At 64.2% G+C, this 15,670-nt stretch carries 17 protein-coding genes; 14 read left to right on the plus strand and 3 right to left on the minus strand.

Annotated features, from left to right (window positions below; all coding sequences use genetic code 11):
- Positions 1-8: 8 nt before the first annotated feature.
- The 3 genes from ACIOAU_RS08780 to ACIOAU_RS08790 are packed head-to-tail and all read right to left on the minus strand — an operon-like array spanning position 9 to position 1,366.
- A complete protein-coding gene (locus ACIOAU_RS08780; RefSeq protein ID WP_103435776.1) occupies positions 9-557 on the minus strand; it encodes a chemotaxis protein CheW in 549 nt (182 codons plus the stop codon).
- A complete protein-coding gene (gene pilH, locus ACIOAU_RS08785) occupies positions 554-919 on the minus strand; it encodes a twitching motility response regulator PilH (RefSeq protein ID WP_101322927.1) in 366 nt (121 codons plus the stop codon). The genes ACIOAU_RS08780 and pilH overlap by 4 nt, the downstream gene beginning before the upstream one ends.
- Positions 920-964: 45 nt before the next feature.
- Positions 965-1,366, minus strand: a complete 402-nt coding sequence (locus tag ACIOAU_RS08790; protein WP_101315730.1) for a PleD family two-component system response regulator — start codon at positions 1,364-1,366, stop codon at positions 965-967.
- A gap of 236 nt (positions 1,367-1,602) precedes the next feature.
- Between ACIOAU_RS08790 and gshB the strand changes: the two genes are divergently transcribed.
- The 14 genes from gshB to ACIOAU_RS08860 all read left to right on the plus strand — a co-directional run bounded on the left by gshB (position 1,603) and on the right by ACIOAU_RS08860 (position 15,561).
- On the plus strand, positions 1,603-2,556 hold the full coding sequence (gene gshB / locus ACIOAU_RS08795) for a glutathione synthase (RefSeq protein WP_401181400.1): 954 nt from the start codon (positions 1,603-1,605) through the stop codon (positions 2,554-2,556).
- Positions 2,557-2,641: 85 nt separating this feature from the next.
- Positions 2,642-3,541: an energy transducer TonB gene (locus ACIOAU_RS08800; protein ID WP_101315726.1), complete on the plus strand. Its 900-nt coding sequence runs from the start codon at positions 2,642-2,644 to the stop codon at positions 3,539-3,541.
- A 69-nt stretch (positions 3,542-3,610) separates the two neighbouring features.
- Positions 3,611-4,180 carry a YqgE/AlgH family protein gene (locus ACIOAU_RS08805; RefSeq protein WP_101315724.1) on the plus strand — a complete coding sequence of 190 codons (570 nt, stop codon included), beginning with the start codon at positions 3,611-3,613 and terminating at the stop codon, positions 4,178-4,180.
- On the plus strand, positions 4,180-4,611 hold the full coding sequence (ruvX, locus tag ACIOAU_RS08810) for a Holliday junction resolvase RuvX (RefSeq protein WP_101315722.1): 432 nt from the start codon (positions 4,180-4,182) through the stop codon (positions 4,609-4,611). Before ACIOAU_RS08805 ends, ruvX begins: the two co-directional genes overlap by 1 nt.
- A gap of 51 nt (positions 4,612-4,662) precedes the next feature.
- The gene (pyrR, locus tag ACIOAU_RS08815) at positions 4,663-5,181 is read left to right on the plus strand and encodes a bifunctional pyr operon transcriptional regulator/uracil phosphoribosyltransferase PyrR (protein ID WP_401181405.1); all 519 of its coding nucleotides are present in this window, start codon (positions 4,663-4,665) and stop codon (positions 5,179-5,181) included.
- A gap of 12 nt (positions 5,182-5,193) precedes the next feature.
- Positions 5,194-6,198 carry an aspartate carbamoyltransferase catalytic subunit gene (locus tag ACIOAU_RS08820; RefSeq protein ID WP_101315718.1) on the plus strand — a complete coding sequence of 335 codons (1,005 nt, stop codon included), beginning with the start codon at positions 5,194-5,196 and terminating at the stop codon, positions 6,196-6,198.
- Positions 6,195-7,466, plus strand: a complete 1,272-nt coding sequence (locus tag ACIOAU_RS08825) for a dihydroorotase (protein ID WP_101315716.1) — start codon at positions 6,195-6,197, stop codon at positions 7,464-7,466. Before ACIOAU_RS08820 ends, ACIOAU_RS08825 begins: the two co-directional genes overlap by 4 nt.
- A 294-nt stretch (positions 7,467-7,760) precedes the next feature.
- On the plus strand, positions 7,761-8,291 hold the full coding sequence (gene hslV, locus ACIOAU_RS08830; RefSeq protein WP_188035187.1) for an ATP-dependent protease subunit HslV: 531 nt from the start codon (positions 7,761-7,763) through the stop codon (positions 8,289-8,291).
- 73 nt (positions 8,292-8,364) lie between these two features.
- A complete protein-coding gene (gene hslU / locus ACIOAU_RS08835; RefSeq protein ID WP_259074516.1) occupies positions 8,365-9,711 on the plus strand; it encodes an ATP-dependent protease ATPase subunit HslU in 1,347 nt (448 codons plus the stop codon).
- A gap of 144 nt (positions 9,712-9,855) precedes the next feature.
- Positions 9,856-10,233: a gamma-butyrobetaine hydroxylase-like domain-containing protein gene (locus ACIOAU_RS08840; RefSeq protein ID WP_101315708.1), complete on the plus strand. Its 378-nt coding sequence runs from the start codon at positions 9,856-9,858 to the stop codon at positions 10,231-10,233.
- Between the two features lie 352 nt (positions 10,234-10,585).
- Complete coding sequence (phaC, locus tag ACIOAU_RS08845; protein WP_101315706.1) at positions 10,586-12,265, plus strand: class II poly(R)-hydroxyalkanoic acid synthase; 1,680 nt, start codon at positions 10,586-10,588, stop codon at positions 12,263-12,265.
- Positions 12,266-12,320: 55 nt separating this feature from the next.
- The gene (gene phaZ, locus ACIOAU_RS08850) at positions 12,321-13,172 is read left to right on the plus strand and encodes a poly(3-hydroxyalkanoate) depolymerase (protein WP_101315704.1); all 852 of its coding nucleotides are present in this window, start codon (positions 12,321-12,323) and stop codon (positions 13,170-13,172) included.
- Between the two features lie 87 nt (positions 13,173-13,259).
- On the plus strand, positions 13,260-14,942 hold the full coding sequence (phaC, locus tag ACIOAU_RS08855; protein ID WP_150571197.1) for a class II poly(R)-hydroxyalkanoic acid synthase: 1,683 nt from the start codon (positions 13,260-13,262) through the stop codon (positions 14,940-14,942).
- Positions 14,943-14,946: 4 nt separating this feature from the next.
- Positions 14,947-15,561: a TetR/AcrR family transcriptional regulator gene (locus tag ACIOAU_RS08860; RefSeq protein ID WP_101315700.1), complete on the plus strand. Its 615-nt coding sequence runs from the start codon at positions 14,947-14,949 to the stop codon at positions 15,559-15,561.
- Positions 15,562-15,670: the final 109 nt, after the last annotated feature.

The raw sequence follows: 15,670 nt of genomic DNA on the forward strand, positions 1-15,670 counted from the left end.
TCGATCCTCTACAACGCTACATCAAGAAAACCCGGCGCCTGGGCCAGGGCCAGCGGGCTGAAGATGGCCCAGTTGTGCTCGCGGGCAAAATGGCCCTGCACAAACGGCGTCGCCGCCGCCAGCAACGGCTGCGGTGGCGACAGGTCAAGGCTGCTCAGGCTGAAGTGCTGCAACCCCAGCACCTCATCGACCAGCAAGCCGGCAAACAGTGCCTCGTGATCCAGCACCAGCACCCGCCGTTGCTTGCCTGGCGGCAGTGGCCCAAGGCCAAAAAAACTGCTCAGGTCCATCACCGGCAACAGCCGCCCACGCAGGTTGGCCACCCCGCAGACCCACGGCTGCACGCCGGGGACGCGGCTGCTGCGCGGCTCGCGCAAGACTTCGGCGACTTCGACCATGGGCGCCACGAACCACTGTTCGGCAACGCGAAAGCCAATCCCGCTCCACTGTTGCAGCCGGCTGTCCTGCGACGGCTGATCGGCCTCCAGCAGACGGCAGCGGCGATCGATGTCAAGCAGCAGCTCGAACGCAGTCAGCGAGGCGCGGCGGGTGGTCAAATGTCGAGCACCGCTTTCAGCTTGGCCAGCAGCGAGTCTTCATCGACCGGTTTGATGAGAAAATCACGCGCGCCCTGGCGCGCCGCCCAGACCCGATCGGTTTCCTGGTCCTTGGCGGTGATGACGATTACCGGGATGCCGCTGGTAGCGGCGTCCTTGCTCAGCTGGCGAGTTGCCTGAAAGCCGTTGAGGATGGGCATGACGATGTCCATCAGGACCACATCGGGCTTTTCCTGGCGGGCCAGCGCCACGCCGTTGGCGCCGTTGTCGGCCTTGAGCACCTCATGGCCATGCTTTTCCAGGATCGCGGTGAGTTTGTGCAACTCTGTCGGCGAATCATCGACAATCAGAACTCGGGCCATGCTGTTCCCCATTGAAGGAAAGTGCCGCCGCCATGCCAGGCGCGGTCAGGATGCAGGTTGCGCCTGGGCGGCAAACTCCGGCACATGGGCCCGGATCGCCTCAAGCAATTCTTCTTTGCTGAATGGTTTGGTCAAAAATTGATCAGAGCCAACGACGCGGCCGCGGGCCTTGTCGAACAGGCCATCACGCGACGACAGCAGGATCACCGGGGTGTCCTTGAAGGCGCTGTTGTGCTTGATCACGGCGCAGGTCTGGTAACCGTCCAGGCGCGGCATCAGCACGTCGACGAAGATGATCCGCGGTCTATGGTCGACAATCTTGGCCAGCGCGTCAAAGCCGTCGCTGGCGGTGATCACTTCACAGCCGACCTCACCCAGCAGCAGCTGCGCAGTGCGGCGGATCGTGCGTGAATCGTCGATCACCATCACCTTCAGGGGTTGTTCCATAATCGCCTACCGACAATGACGTTGCGCCGCACAGTACAAGGTTCACGCGCCCGGAAAAAGCGCTGCGCCAGCGACTGTGCGCATTTACCAGCAGCTTATAGCGTGCAGCTTGAAGCTGCACGCATCCTGACAGCCTTTGCCATCGCCGCCCCCTTGACCGACGGCGCGCGCGGCGCCACCCTGAGCCACTTTATCTATTGCCATCGCGGCCAATTGCCGCCAAGAGGAATTCACCCATGAGCGTTCGCCTCGGGATTGTCATGGACCCTATCGCGTCCATCTCCTACAAAAAGGACAGTTCGCTGGCCATGCTACTGGCAGCCCAGGCCCGCGGCTGGACGCTGTTCTACATGGAGCAGCAGGACCTGTACCAGAGCGCAGGCGTGGCGCGGGCGAAGATGCGCCCGCTGCAGGTATTCGCCAATCCCGAGAAGTGGTTCGAGCTGGACGCTGAAATCGACGCACCGCTGAGCGACCTCAACGTGATCCTGATGCGCAAGGATCCGCCGTTCGACATGGAGTTCGTCTACAGCACCTACCTGCTGGAGCAGGCCGAAGCTGCCGGGGTACTGGTGGTCAATCGCCCGCAGAGCCTGCGCGACTGCAACGAAAAGCTGTTCGCCACGCTGTTCCCGCAGTGCACCCCGCCGACCCTGGTCAGCCGCCGCCCGGACATCATCCGTGCGTTTGCCGCCGAGCATGGCGATGTGATCCTCAAGCCGCTGGACGGCATGGGCGGCACCTCGATCTTCCGCCACCGGGTCGGTGACCCGAACCTGTCGGTGATCCTCGAAACCCTGACCGCGCTTGGCTCCCAGCAGATCATGGCGCAGGCCTACCTGCCGGCAATCAAGGACGGCGACAAGCGTATCCTGATGATCGACGGCGAGCCGGTGCCGTCCTGCCTGGCACGCATCCCGGCCAGCGGCGAAACCCGTGGCAACCTGGCTGCTGGCGGCCGTGGTGAAGCGCGCGAACTGAGCGAGCGCGACCGCTGGATCGCCGCCCAGGTCGGGCCAACCCTGCGCGAAAAGGGCCTGCTGTTCGTCGGCCTGGACGTGATCGGCGAGCATCTGACCGAAATCAACGTGACCAGCCCGACCTGCATCCGCGAAATCGACAACGCCTACGGCACCCAGATCGGCGTGCAGTTGATGGACGCCATTGATCGCAAGCTGAAGGCGCGCTGACCACCGACGCGAAGCGCAATCGCTCAGTGCGGTATGATGCCGGTCCTTTGACCTGCTGCCCCGCCTGGCGACTGCTGGATACCCGATGACGCTGCCCGCTGACATCCCTGCCGACCTGCTGCCACCCCGCGTTCGCCCGGTGGACCGGCTTGGCTTTACCTTGTTTCTGGCTGCTCTGGTGCACCTGGCGCTGATCCTCGGGGTCGGCTTCACGGTGGTCAAGCCGAGTGAAATCCGCCACACCATGGATATCACCCTGGCAACCTTCAAGAGCGAGAAAGCGCCTGAGAAGGCCGACTTCCAGGCCCAGGACAACCAGCAAGGCAGCGGTACCCTGGACAAGAAAGCGGTGCCCAAGACCACTGAACTGGCGCCGTTTCAGGACAGCAAGATCAACAAGGTCACGCCTCCGCCGGCCGCCAAGCGCGAAACGCCACCTGCTCCGCAGAAGGCCGCAGTCGCCACCACGGCAGCCAAGGCGCAGAAGGTCGAACCCAAGCCCAAGGAAACCAAGGCCCAGCCCAAGCCTCCTGCGGCGACCCCGGAATTTGACAGCTCGCAGCTGTCGAGCCAGATCGCCAGCCTTGAAGCCGAGCTGTCCAACGAGCAGCAGCTGTACGCCAAGCGGCCCAAGATCCATCGTTTGAACGCGGCTTCGACCATGCGCGACAAAGGTGCCTGGTACAAAGAGGAATGGCGCAAGAAGGTCGAGCGGGTCGGTAACCTCAACTACCCCGACGAAGCTCGTCGCCAGCAGATCTACGGCAACCTGCGCATGATGGTTTCGATCAACCGCGATGGCTCGTTGTTCGAGGTGCTGGTGCTGGAGTCGTCCGGCCAACCGCTGCTGGATCAGGCCGCGCAGCGCATCGTTCGCCTTGCCGCGCCGTTCGCGCCGTTTACCGGTGATCTGGCCGAATTCGACCGTTTGGAGATCATTCGTACCTGGCGCTTTGCCCGCGGCGACCGGCTGTCGAGCAACTAAACCGCGTCAGTGGTTTTTTCTCACAGCTTGCAGCTTGAAGCTGGCGTCGCCTGGCGCCACACTACCCCCATGAAAAACCTCACTCCGAGTTACCTCAAGCATCAGTTCCTGATCGCCATGCCGCACATGGCCGATCCGAACTTTGCCCAGACCCTGACCTATATCGTTGAGCACAACGCCAATGGCGCCATGGGCCTGGTGGTCAACCGGCCGCAGGAACTCAACCTGGCAGACATCCTCGAGCAGTTGCGCCCGGATGAAGAACCGCCGTTGAGTACCCTGCAAGTACCGATCTACATCGGCGGGCCGGTACAGACCGACCGCGGCTTTGTTCTGCACAGCAGCGAGCGCAGCTATGAGGCCACCATCGAGCTCGAAGGCCTGTCGCTGTCGACCTCGCAGGATGTGCTGTTTGCCCTGGCCAACGGCGAAGGCCCGGCGCAGAGCCTGATCACCCTCGGTTACGCGGGTTGGGAAGCCGGCCAGCTGGAGGCCGAACTTGCCGACAACGCCTGGCTCAACTGCCCATTCGACCCTGAAATCATCTTCAGCCTGGCCAGCGACCAGCGCCTGAGTGCGGCAGCAGCGTCGCTGGGCATCAACCTCAGCCTGCTGACCAGCCAGGCAGGTCACGCCTGATGGCCGAGGTGCGCCTGCTGCTGGGCTTTGACTACGGCACCAAACAGATCGGCGTGGCGGTTGGCCAGGTCATCACCGGCCAGGCCCGCGAGCTGTGCACCCTACGTGCCCAGGACGGTATTCCGGATTGGGCCCAGGTGGAAAAACTGATCAAGGAATGGAAGCCCGACGCCATCGTCGTTGGCCTGCCGCTGAACATGGACGGCACCCCCAGCGAGATGAGCGCCCGCGCGCAGAAGTTCGCCAACCGCCTGCACGGCCGCTATAACCTGCCGGTGCACACCCACGACGAGCGCCTGACCACCTTCGAAGCCAAGGGCGAGCGCATGGCCCGTGGCGGTCAGCGCGGCACCTATCGCGACAACCCGGTCGACGCCATCGCCGCCGCGCTGCTCCTGCAGGGCTGGCTGGAGGCCAATACCGGTCACTGATTCCACCTTTCGCTTTGCCGCCGGGTCTGCCGGCGCCCCGAGGAGCACGCAATGAGCCTACCCAACCCCGCCGAGTTGATCCGGCAGATGGCCATCGACCTTCGCGCCCACCTGGCCCGCCGCAACATTGCCGAGCCGCGCTTCATCGGCATCCGCACCGGTGGTGTGTGGGTCGCTCAGGCGCTGCAGCAGGAGCTTGCCGACAGCAGCCCGCTGGGCACCCTGGATGTGTCGTTCTATCGCGACGACTTCAGCCAGAACGGCCTGCACCCGCAAGTGCGCCCCTCCGAGCTGCCGTTCGAGGTCGAAGGCCAGCACCTGGTGCTGGTCGATGACGTGCTGATGAGCGGGCGCACCATCCGCGCTGCCCTCAACGAACTGTTCGATTATGGCCGCCCGGCCAGCGTCACCCTGGTGTGCCTGCTCGACCTGGATGCCGGCGAACTGCCGATCCGGCCCAACGTGCTCGGCGCCACGCTGTCACTGGCAGCCCATGAGCGGGTAAAATTGACCGGCCCGGCCCCGCTCGCCCTCGAGCGCCAGGACCTTGCTACCGCTTCCGCCCTTTAAGAGTCCCCCGCGATGACGCCACTCGACGCCAAGCGCCCGCTGCAGCTCAATGATCAGGGCCAGCTGCGCCACTTCCTCTCGCTTGATGGTTTGCCCCGCGAACTGCTCACCGAGATTCTCGACACTGCCGACTCGTTTCTTGAAGTCGGCGACCGGGCAGTGAAGAAAGTCCCGTTGCTGCGCGGCAAGACCGTGTGCAACGTGTTCTTCGAAAACTCCACCCGCACCCGCACCACCTTCGAGCTGGCGGCCCAGCGGCTGTCGGCCGACGTCATCAGCCTGAACGTGTCGACCTCCTCGACCAGCAAGGGCGAGACCCTGTTCGACACCCTGCGCAACCTTGAGGCCATGGCCGCCGACATGTTCGTCGTGCGCCACTCCGACTCGGGCGCGGCGCACTTCATCGCCGAGCACGTGTGCCCGGACGTTGCCGTGATCAACGGTGGCGACGGCCGCCACGCGCACCCGACCCAGGGCATGCTCGACATGCTCGCCATTCGCCGCCACAAAGGCAGCTTCGAGAACCTCTCGGTAGCCATCGTCGGCGATATCCTGCACTCGCGGGTGGCCCGCTCCGACATGCTCGCGCTGAAGACCCTGGGCTGCCCGGACATCCGCGTGATCGGCCCGAAAACCCTGATCCCGGTGGGCATCGAGCAGTACGGCGTGAAGGTCTACACCGACCTCGCCGAAGGCCTCAAGGACGTCGACGTGGTGATCATGCTGCGCCTGCAGCGTGAGCGCATGGCCGGCGGCCTGCTGCCCAGCGAAGGCGAGTTCTACCGCCTGTTCGGCCTGACCACGGCGCGCCTGGCCGGGGCCAAACCGGATGCCATCGTCATGCATCCGGGGCCGATCAACCGCGGCGTCGAGATCGAATCGGCAGTCGCCGACGGTAAACATTCGGTAATCCTCAACCAGGTCACCTACGGCATCGCCGTGCGCATGGCGGTGCTGTCGATGGCCATGAGCGGGCAGAACACGCAACGACAACTGGACCAGGAGCACGCCCTGTGAGCATCAGTATTCTTGGCGCCCGGGTCATCGATCCGATTAGCGGCCTGGACAGCATCAGCGACCTGCACCTGGAAGCGGGCAAGATCGTCGCCATCGGCGCCGCCCCGGCCGGTTTCAGCGCCAGCCGCAGTATCGACGCCAACGGCCTGGTCGCCGCACCGGGCCTGGTCGACCTCGACGTCGCCCTGCGCGAGCCGGGCTACAGCCGCAAGGGCAACATCGCCAGCGAAACCCGCGCGGCCGTCGCCGGTGGCGTCACCAGCCTGTGCTGCCCACCGCAGACCAAGCCGGTGCTGGACACCTCGGCAGTGGCCGAGCTGGTGCTCGACCGTGCCCGTGAAGCCGGCAACAGCAAGGTCTACCCGATCGGCGCCCTGACCAAGGGCCTTGAAGGCGAGCAACTGGCCGAGCTGGTGGCCCTGCGTGATACCGGCTGCGTAGCATTTGGCAACGGTTTGAAGCAGATCCCCAACAACCGCACCCTGGCGCGCGCGCTGGAGTACGCCGCCACCTTCGACCTGACCGTGGTGTTCCACTCACAGGACCATGACCTGGCCCTCGGCGGGCTGGCCCACGAAGGTGCGATGGCCAGCTTCCTCGGCTTGCCCGGCATCCCGGAAAGCGCCGAAACCGTCGCCCTGGCGCGCAACCTGCTGCTGGTCGAGCAAAGTGGCGTGCGTGCGCACTTCACCCAGATCACCAGCGCCCGCGGCGCCCGCCTGATTGCCCAGGCGCAGGCACTGGGCCTGCCGGTCACGGCCGACGTAGCGTTGTACCAGCTGATCCTCACCGACGAAGCGCTGCGCGACTTCTCCAGCCTGTACCACGTGCAGCCACCGCTGCGCACCGCGGCGGATCGCGATGGCCTGCGTGAAGCGGTCAAGTCGGGGGTGATCCAGGCGATTTCCAGCCATCACCAGCCGCACGAGCGCGATGCCAAACTGGCGCCGTTTGGCGCTACCGAGCCTGGTATCAGCAGTGTCGAGCTGTTGCTGCCGTTGGCGATGACGCTGGTCGAGGATGGCCTGCTGGATCTGCCGACCTTGCTTGCGCGACTGACCAGCGGGCCTGCCCAGGCACTGCGCTTGCCGGCAGGTGAGCTGAAGGTTGGCGGCGCGGCGGATCTGGTGTTGTTTGATCCAAAGGCCTCGACCGTGGCCGGTGAGCATTGGCTGTCGCGCGGCGACAACTGCCCGTTCATCGGCCACTGCCTGCCGAGTGCGGTGCGTTATACGCTGGTGGACGGCCACATCTGCCACGAAGCCTGAGGCTTGGCGCGGCCGTTCCTGCACCGACCGCGAACACCGCGATCTGTAGGAGCGGCCTTGTGTCGCGAAAGGCCCGCACAGCGGGCCCGGCGATGTCGGCGGCGAAGCTGAAAATATGGGGCCGCTCCGCGACCCTTTCGCGACACAAGGCCGCTCCTACGCCGACCGCGTACCCCATCGGGCATCGCGTGGCCCTGAAGCCAACCATCCATCCGCCAAGGTTGAAATCTTTCCCCCCTCCCCCCATATGAGTCTGCATCAGGCATTTTCGCCCCGCTGCGTGGAGACTCTCCCTTGACTACCATCGTTTCAGTCCGCCGCCACGGCAAAGTCGTCATGGCGGGCGACGGCCAGGTATCCCTCGGCAACACCGTGATGAAAGGCAACGCGAAAAAAGTCCGCCGCCTGTACCACGGTCAGGTCATTGCAGGCTTCGCCGGGGCCACTGCCGATGCCTTCACCCTGTTCGAGCGCTTCGAAGGCCAGCTGGAAAAACACCAGGGTCACCTGGTTCGCGCCGCCGTCGAACTGGCCAAGGAATGGCGCACCGACCGCTCCCTGAGCCGCCTCGAAGCCATGCTCGCCGTGGCCAACAAAGACGCCTCGCTGATCATCACCGGCAACGGTGACGTGGTCGAGCCAGAAGACGGCCTGATCGCCATGGGTTCCGGCGGCGCCTTCGCCCAGGCCGCTGCCCGCGCACTACTGGACAAGACTGAGCTGTCGGCTCGCGAAATCGCCGAAACCGCGCTGCACATCGCCGGTGACATCTGCGTGTTCACCAACCACAACCTGACCATCGAGGAGCAGGACCTGGCCGAGTGATCAGTTGTTCTGGCGTCCCGCTCAGCGCGGGACTTTTCCACACTGATTACTGTGCCCGAGGACCGAATAGATCATGTCCATGACCCCCCGCGAAATCGTCCACGAACTCAACCGCCATATCATCGGCCAGGACGACGCCAAACGCGCCGTAGCCATTGCCCTGCGCAACCGCTGGCGGCGCATGCAGCTGCCGGCTGAGCTGCGCGCTGAAGTCACCCCGAAAAACATCCTGATGATCGGTCCGACCGGCGTCGGCAAGACCGAGATCGCCCGTCGCCTGGCCAAGCTGGCCAACGCGCCGTTCATCAAGGTCGAAGCGACCAAGTTCACCGAAGTCGGCTACGTTGGCCGCGACGTCGAGTCGATCATTCGCGACCTCGCCGACGCTGCGTTGAAGCTGTTCCGTGAGCAGGAAATCATCCGTGTGCGCCACCGCGCCGAAGATGCCGCCGAAGACCGGATACTCGATGCACTGCTGCCACAGGCCCGCAGCGCCAGCAGCTTTGCCGAAGAAGCCGCGCCGTCGAGCAGCGATACCAACACCCGTCAGCTGTTCCGCAAGCGCCTGCGCGAAGGCCAGCTGGACGACAAGGAAATCGAGATCGAAGTAGCCGAGAGCATGGGCGTCGACATCGCCGCTCCGCCCGGCATGGAAGAGATGACCAACCAGCTGCAGAGCCTGTTCGCCAACATGGGCAAGGGCAAGCGCAAGTCGCGCAAACTCAAGGTCAAGGAAGCGCTGAAGATGGTCCGCGAAGAAGAAGCGGGCCGCCTGGTCAACGAAGAAGAGCTCAAGGCCAAGGCCCTCGAAGCGGTCGAGCAGCACGGCATCGTGTTCATCGACGAGATCGACAAGGTGGCCAAGCGCGGCAATGTCGGCGGCGCCGATGTCTCCCGTGAAGGCGTACAGCGCGACCTGCTGCCGCTGATCGAAGGCTGCACGGTCAACACCAAGCTGGGCATGGTCAAGACCGACCACATCCTGTTCATCGCCTCCGGTGCATTCCACCTGAGCAAGCCGAGCGACCTGGTACCCGAGCTGCAAGGCCGTCTGCCGATCCGCGTCGAACTCAAGGCGCTCACCCCGGAAGACTTCGAGCGCATCCTGCAGGAGCCGCACGCGTCGCTGACCGAACAGTACCGCGAGCTGCTCAAGACCGAAGGCCTCACCATCGAGTTCGCGGCCGACGGCATCAAGCGTCTGGCCGAGATTGCCTATCAGGTCAACGAGAAGACCGAAAATATCGGTGCGCGTCGTTTGCACACCCTGCTTGAACGTCTGCTCGAAGAGGTTTCGTTCAGTGCTGGCGACCTGGCCAGCGCGCATGACGACGCGCCGATCCGGATCGACGCCGAGTACGTCAACGGCCATCTGGGTGAGCTGGCGCAGAACGAAGATCTGTCTCGGTATATTCTGTAAGACTGCTGGGGGCTGCTACGCAGCCCTTTCGCGACACAAGGCCGCTCCTACAGACATCGCGGTCCCCTGTAGGAGCGGCCTTGTGTCGCGAAAGGGTCGCGGAGCGGCCCCCATGGCCCTCAGCTCCGAAAGAGATCCCGACCCATGCCCCGCCTCCCAACCGCGATCAACCTGCACAAAGCCTCGAAAACCCTCGCCCTGACCTACGCCCCCGGCGAGGTCTACCAGCTGCCGGCCGAATTCCTGCGGGTGCACTCGCCTTCCGCCGAGGTCCAGGGCCACGGCAAACCCATCCTGCAATTCGGCAAGATCAACGTCGGCCTCATCGGCGTGGAACCGGCCGGCCAATATGCACTGAAATTGATCTTCGACGACGGCCATGACAGCGGATTGTTCACCTGGGAATACCTCGAACAACTCAGCCTGCGTCAGGCCGAGCTGTGGGCCGACTATCTCGACGAGCTGCGCAAGGCCGGCAAATCCCGCGATCCTGCCGAATCTGTGGTCAAGCTGATGCTCTAGCGCAAGGATTGTCATGTTTAGAGCGCATTTTCTAATTTGCTCTGCTTGAATGGCTTGATGCCAGCCAGGGTTTGGGCTGTCTTGCGCAATACATGAAAGTCGGGTAACCAATGGAGCTGGCAAGCTCCCTGCATTGCATTCAGCCAAGCAGGGCCGAGCCGGTTGTTGTAGAGGTCGCGAGCGAAAGCAGGCTGTCTTCACACGCAGAATCCCCCGCAGCTCATCACCACTACGCATCCGCTCGCCGCAGCGCTGTTCCTTATCACTGGTCACCCGAGCGATCTGTACCGGCATGTGCTGTGTATCTGCCTCAGCCAGCCGGTACTCGTCTCAGGACAACGGAGCGTCGTAGATGAGTAACAAGAACAACGATGACTTGCAGCGCCAGGCCTCGGAAAACACCCTGGGCCTGAACCCGATCATCGGCATTCGCCGCAAGGATCTGCTCAGCACGGCGCGTACGGTGTTGCGCCAGGCCATCCGCCAGCCGCTGCACAGCGCCAAGCACGTCGCCCACTTTGGCCTGGAACTGAAAAACGTGCTGCTGGGCAAGTCCAGCCTGCAACCGGCCGGCGACGACCGCCGCTTCAATGATCCAGCCTGGCAACAAAACCCGCTGTACCGACGCTACCTGCAGACCTACCTGGCCTGGCGCCAGGAGCTCAACGACTGGATCAGCACCAGCGACCTGTCGCCACAGGACATCAGCCGCGGCCAGTTCGTCATCGGCCTGATGACCGAGGCCATGTCGCCGACCAATACCCTGTCCAACCCGCAAGCGGTCAAACGCTTCTTCGAAACCGGCGGCAAGAGCCTGCTCGATGGCATGTCCAACCTGGCCAAGGACATGGTCAGCAATGGCGGCATGCCCAGCCAGGTCAACAAGGACGCGTTCGAAGTGGGCAAGAACCTCGGCACCAGCGAAGGCGCAGTGGTGTTTCGCAACGACGTGCTCGAGCTGATCCAGTACCGGCCGATCACCGAACAAGTGCACGCCCGGCCGTTGCTGGTGGTGCCGCCGCAGATCAACAAGTTCTACGTCTTCGACCTGAGCCCGGACAAGAGCCTGGCGCGCTTTTGCCTGCGCTCGCACCAGCAGACCTTCATCATCAGCTGGCGCAACCCGACCAAGGCCCAGCGCGAATGGGGCCTGTCGACCTACATCGATGCGCTCAAGGAAGCGGTCGACGCGGTGCTGGCGATCACCGGCAGCAAGGACTTGAACATGCTTGGGGCCTGTTCCGGCGGCATCACCTGCACCGCACTGGTCGGCCACTACGCCGCGCTCGGCGAGAACAAGGTCAACGCTCTGACCCTGCTGGTCAGCGTGCTCGACACCACCATGGACAACCAGGTCGCGCTGTTTGTCGACGAGCAGACCCTCGAGTCAGCCAAGCGCCACTCCTACCAGGCCGGCGTACTCGAAGGCAGCGACATGGCCAAGGTGTTTGCCTGGATGCGCCCCAATGACCTGATCTGGAACTACTGGGTCAACAACTACCTGCTTGGCAACGAGCCGCCGGTGTTCGACATCCTGTTCTGGAACAATGACACCACGCGCTTGCCGGCGGCCTTCCACGGCGACCTGATCGAGATGTTCAAGAACAACCCGCTGACCCGCCCCCAAGCGTTGGAAGTGTGCGGCACGGCCATCGACCTCAAGCAGGTCAAGTGCGATATCTACAGCCTGGCCGGCACCGCCGACCACATCACGCCGTGGCAGGCCTGCTACCGCTCGGCGCATCTGTTCGGTGGCAAGATCGAGTTCGTGTTGTCCAGCAGCGGCCACATCCAGAGCATCCTCAACCCGCCAGGCAATCCCAAGGCGCGCTTCATGACCGGTGAAGATCGCCCGGACAGCCCGCTGGCCTGGCAGGAAAACGCCATCAAGCACGCCGACTCCTGGTGGCTGCACTGGCAAGCCTGGCTCGGCGAGCGTGCGGGCGAGCTGAAAAAAGCCCCAGCGCGGCTGGGCAATCGGGCCTATGTCGCCGGCGAAGCTGCACCGGGCACCTACGTTCACGAACGTTGAGCATGACCGCCACGGCCTAGCGCCGTGGCGCTTCGTTCCTCACAGAGTTTCGCGCATGCCGCAACCCTATGTTTTTCGCACCGTCGAGCTGGACGACCAGTCCATCCGCACGGCGGTTCGCCCAGGCAAGCCGCACCTGACGCCGTTGCTGATCTTCAACGGCATCGGCGCCAACCTTGAGCTGGTGTTTCCATTCATCGAGGCGCTTGACCCGGACCTCGAGGTAATTGCCTTCGACGTGCCCGGTGTGGGCGGCTCATCGACGCCGCGCCAGCCATATCGCTTTCCTGGCCTGGCCAAGCTGACCGCGCGCATGCTCGACTACCTCGACTACGGCCAGGTCAACGTCATCGGCGTGTCCTGGGGCGGCGCCCTCGCCCAGCAATTCGCCCATGATTACCCCGAGCGCTGCAAGAAGCTGGTGCTGGCGGCCACGGCGGCCGGCGCGGTGATGGTGCCGGGCAAGCCCAAGGTGCTGTGGATGATGGCCAGCCCGCGGCGTTATGTGCAGCCATCCCATGTGATACGTATCGCCCCGCTGATCTACGGCGGCGCGTTTCGCCGCGACCCGGAACTGGCTGCCCGGCATGCCGCAAAAGTGCGCTCGGGCGGCAAGCTCGGTTATTACTGGCAACTGTTCGCCGGCCTTGGCTGGACCAGCATTCACTGGCTGCACAAGATCAGCCAGCCGACCCTGGTGCTGGCCGGTGATGATGACCCGTTGATTCCGCTGATCAACATGCGCCTGCTGGCCTGGCGCATCCCCAACGCCCAGTTGCACATCATCGACGACGGTCACTTGTTCCTGATTACCCGGGCCGAAGCGGTGGCGCCGATCATCATGAAGTTTCTCGAGCAGGAACGGCAGCGCGCACGGATGCACCCGCGCCCCGCCAGCGGCACCTAGCTACACCTGTGCATCTGGCGCTGTTCGGGCAGTGACGCCGCGACCGCGCTGGTGCAACCGACGCCATCACAACGAGGGAGTGTTGTCATGCAAGAAAAGCCGGCCAAAGGCAACTCACCCGCCCCGGTCACGGTGATGAATGTGCAGAATGCCATCACCGGCCTGCGCGGTCGCGACCTGATTTCGACACTGCGCCAGGTTGGCCGTCAGGGCCTGCGCGATCCGCTGCACACCGCCCGCCACCTGCTCGCCCTGGGCAGCCAACTGGGCCGGGTGATGCTCGGCGATTCGCCGCTACAGCCGCACCCGCGTGACACCCGCTTTGCTGACCCGACCTGGCAGGACAACCCGCTGTACCGACGCGGCCTGCAGGCGTATCTGGCCTGGCAGAAACAATCGCGGCTGTGGATCGAGCACAGTTCACTGTCGGCAGATGATCGCGCCCGCGCGCAGTTTCTGCTCAACCAGATCAACGACGCGCTGGCGCCGAGCAACTCGCTGCTCAACCCGCTGGCCGTCAAAGAGCTGCTCAACACCGGCGGGCAGAGCCTGCTGCGCGGCCTTGGCCACCTGCTTGACGACCTGCGCCACAACGACGGCATGCCGCGCCAGGTCGACCAGAGCGCCTTCGCCGTGGGTGGCAACGTGGCCAACACGCCCGGCGCGGTGGTGTTTCGCAACGAGCTGCTGGAGCTGATCCAGTACCAGCCGATGAGCGAGCAACAGCATGCGCGGCCGCTGCTGATCGTGCCGCCGCAGATCAACAAGTACTACATTTTCGACCTCAGCCCCGGCAACAGCTTCGTCCAGTACATGCTCAAGAACGGCCTGCAGGTGTTCATGGTCAGCTGGCGTAACCCGGAACCGCGTCACCGCGAATGGGGCCTGTCGAGCTACGTGCAGGCGCTGGAGGAAGCGCTCGATGCTTGCCGCAGCATTACCGGCAACCGCGACCCGAACCTGCTCGGCGCCTGCGCCGGCGGCCTGACCATGGCGGCCTTGCAAGGCCATCTGCAGGCCAGGAAGCAACTGCGCAAGGTGCGCAGCGCGACCTATCTGGTGAGCCTGCTCGACAGCCAGTTCGACAGCCCGGCCAGCCTGTTTGCCGACGAGCAGACAGTCGAAGCCGCCAAGCGCCGCTCCTACCAGCGCGGCGTGCTCGACGGCGCTGAAGTGGCGCGGATCTTTGCCTGGATGCGGCCCAACGATCTGGTCTGGAATTACTGGGTCAACAACTACCTGCTCGGCAAGACCCCGCCGGCCTTCGACATCCTCTACTGGAACGCCGACAGCACGCGGCTGCCGGCAGCCCTGCATGGCGACCTGCTGGACTTTTTCAAGCTCAACCCATTGGCCCACGCCGATGGCCTGGAGGTGTGCGGCACGCCGATCAATCTCAAGCAGGTCGAGCTGGACAGCTTTCATGTCGCCGGCAGCAACGATCACATCACGCCCTGGGATGCGGTGTACCGCTCGGCGCTGCTGGTCGGCGGCAAGCAACGCTTCGTGCTGGCCAACAGCGGCCATATCCAGAGCATCATCAACCCGCCCGGCAACCCCAAGGCCTACTACCTCGACAACCCACGCCTGAGCAGCGACCCGCGCGCCTGGTTCCATGATGCCAAGCGCAGCGAAGGCAGTTGGTGGCCACTGTGGCTGGAGTGGATCGGCCAGCGCTCGGGGCCGCTGAAAGCTCCGCGCAGCAGCCTGGGCAACACCACCTATCCACCCCTGGCGCCGGCACCTGGCACTTACGTATTGGTGCGCTGACTCGATGAAGACCCGTGACCGTATCCTTGAATGTGCCCTGCAGTTGTTCAACCAGCAGGGCGAACCGAATGTGTCGACGCTGGAAATCGCCAACGAGCTGGGCATAAGCCCGGGCAACCTGTACTACCACTTCCACGGCAAGGAGCCGTTGGTCAACGGCCTGTTCGAGCGCTTCGAAGAGGCCCTGATGCCGCTGCTCGATCCGCCGCTGGACGTGCGCCTGGACGCCGAGGACTACTGGCTGTTCCTGCACCTGATCGTCGAGCGCATGGCCCAGTACCGTTTCCTGTTTCAGGACCTGTCGAACCTGACCGGGCGCCTGCCCAAGCTGGCCCGCGGCATGCGCAGCCTGATCAACGCGATCAAGCGCACCCTGGCGGCGCTGCTGGCCAGCCTCAAGGCGCACGGACAGGTCACCAGCGATACTCAGGCGTTGGGGCAGTTGGTCGAGCAGATCACCATGACCCTGATGTTCTCGCTGGACTATCAGCGCGTGATCGGCCGCGCGGCCGACGTCGGGGTGGTGGTGTACCAGGTGATGATGCTGGTGGCGCCGCATCTGCAAGCACAGGCGCGGGCCGCGGCGGAGCAGTTGGCGGTGCGGTATCTGGAGGGGTAGACCTGAGGTTCCGGCGTTGGGGCCTTCGCGGGCAAGCCCGCTCCCACGGAGCCTGCGCTGAGCTGCTGATCGGCGCTGTACCTGTGGGAGCGGGCTCGCCCGCGAAGAA

The sequence above is a fragment of the Pseudomonas sp. NPDC088322 genome, from assembly GCF_044740745.1.
In the GTDB taxonomy this organism is placed as follows: Bacteria; Pseudomonadota; Gammaproteobacteria; order Pseudomonadales; family Pseudomonadaceae; genus Aquipseudomonas; species Aquipseudomonas shirazensis.